1 protein-coding gene is annotated in these 654 nt (G+C 67.1%); it reads right to left on the minus strand.

Annotation, left to right across the window (positions count from 1 at the left end; all coding sequences use genetic code 11):
* The coding region (locus AACW18_RS08435; protein WP_218390080.1) for a VCBS domain-containing protein at positions 1-654 on the minus strand (654 nt) is incomplete at both ends.

The raw sequence follows: 654 nt of genomic DNA on the forward strand, positions 1-654 counted from the left end.
CCGGCTGGTGCCGTCGGCGGTGGCCACGGTGATCGAGTCGGTGTAGTCCTGCCCGGCCGCGAACTCGTCATGGGCGCCGTTCATGGTGTAGGTCCAGGCACCGGTATCGTCGATGCTGAAGGTGCCATAGCCGTTGCCGCCGGCCACGTTGGTCTGGACGACGAAGGCGTTGGAGCTGTCCACGTCGCTGGCGTCGAGGTTGCCGCCGGTGCTCTGGGCGGCGTTGGTCTCGGTCAGGCCAGCGGTGCTGGAGCCGGTGATGATGGCGGCATCGTTGGTGCCGTGCATCGTCACCGTCAGCACCCGGCTGGTGCCGTCGGCGGTGGCCACGGTGATCGAATCGGTGTAGTCCTGCCCGGCCGCGAACTCGTCGTGGGCGCCGTTCATGGTGTAGGTCCAGGCACCGGTATCGTCGATGCTGAAGGTGCCATAGCCGTTGCCGCCGGCCACGTTGGTCTGGACGACGAAGGCGTTGGAGCTGTCCACGTCGCTGGCGTCGAGGTTGCCGCCGGTACTCTGGGCGGCATTGGTTTCGGTCAGGCCAGCGGTGCTGGAGCCGGTGATGATGGCGGCGTCGTTGCTGCCGTGCATCGTCACTGTCAACATCCGGCTGGTGCCGTCGGCGGTGGCCACGGTGATCGAGTCGGTGTAGTC

The sequence above is a fragment of the Aeromonas sp. sia0103 genome, from assembly GCF_963895295.1.
Classification (GTDB): domain Bacteria; phylum Pseudomonadota; class Gammaproteobacteria; order Enterobacterales; family Aeromonadaceae; genus Aeromonas; species Aeromonas encheleia.